The sequence below is a fragment of the Vibrio sp. 1288 genome, from assembly GCF_033344475.1.
The window spans coordinates 1-1,130 of the sequence record NZ_JAWPOX010000125.1 but is presented as its reverse complement, the minus strand read 5'-3'; the positions used below and the strand labels follow the sequence as shown (position 1 = coordinate 1,130).

General features: G+C 46.2%; 2 protein-coding genes. Both read right to left on the bottom strand.

Going from position 1 to position 1,130, the window contains the following annotated elements; translation table 11 throughout:
- A partial coding sequence (locus R8O11_RS25045) for an SDR family oxidoreductase (protein ID WP_318194586.1) occupies positions 1–779 on the bottom strand: 779 nt, incomplete at its 3' end.
- A 38-nt stretch (positions 780–817) separates the two neighbouring features.
- Positions 818–1,130 (bottom strand): DUF1731 domain-containing protein (locus tag R8O11_RS25040; protein WP_318194585.1); only part of this gene is annotated, 313 nt, incomplete at its 5' end.

Below are 1,130 nucleotides of genomic sequence, written 5' to 3'. Positions count from 1 at the left end.
CGTTTCAAAAGCGCAAACAACTTGGTTGGTGTCGTAATGCGATAGCGAATTTTAGGTTTATTGCTGGTTAGTGCGTGAAGAACGGGTTCGATACAAGCTTCTGCCGGCAGCACGAATCGATTATTCGATTTATCGTTATCTAAACGCTTTTTCTGTCCTTCATACGCGATACGGTGAGGGCTTGAATCTACGTCAATCCATTGCTCAAAAGCGTGCAGAGCGTTGTGTCTAAATTGCGTTTCAATGGGGCCGGGCTCTATCAACGCCACTTTGATGTCGGTATCAGCAAGTTCGAGCCGTAATGTATCTGTCCACCCTTCTAGGGCAAACTTTGAGGCGTTGTACGCCCCACGATACTTCATTGCGGCAAAACCCAAGACGGAACTGTTTTGAATAATGCGTCCTTCACCTTGAGCACGCATAGTGGGTAGTACCTCTTGAACCAATTGGTGCCAACCAAAAAAGTTGGTTTGAAATTGCGCTTTCAATGCTTCGGTAGGCAGATCTTCTAATGCACCGGGCTGACCATATGCGCCGTTATTGAACAGGGCATAAAGCTGGCCTTGAGCCAATTCAATCGCTTGTTTTGCGCCACTAGTGATGCTTATTGGGTCGTCGAGGTCGAGCTGGATACAGGTTAACCCTTCTGATTGGAGTCGTTGAACGTCATCAAGCTTTCTACAAGAGGCGATGACGTTAAAGCCTTGTTTATGGAGTGCATGAGCACAAACGTACCCGATGCCCGTTGAGCAACCCGTAATGAGGATGGATTTATTCATGTGTTAGCTTAATGCGAGAGACAGATAAGCTTTATCATTCAACAGCTTCTATCTTGAAGCAAGTGCTTCAGTGCTGGTTCTATTCTTGAGTAACTAAATTTAAAGCCAAGCTCGGTGAGTTTCTTAGGTTTGGCTCGCATACTGTCAAACAACAAACATGCTGATTCTCCCATCGCCAATGCCATGACCCATTTAGGTGTGAATAGAATATGAGGACGTTTGAGTGTTTTCGCTAACGTGCGGCTAAATATCCGGTTAGTCACAGGGTGAGGAGCGCACATGTTGAAGGCACCATGCGCGTGAGGGGTTTCAAGCAGGTACATAATGGCACGAACCATATCGAGGATATGA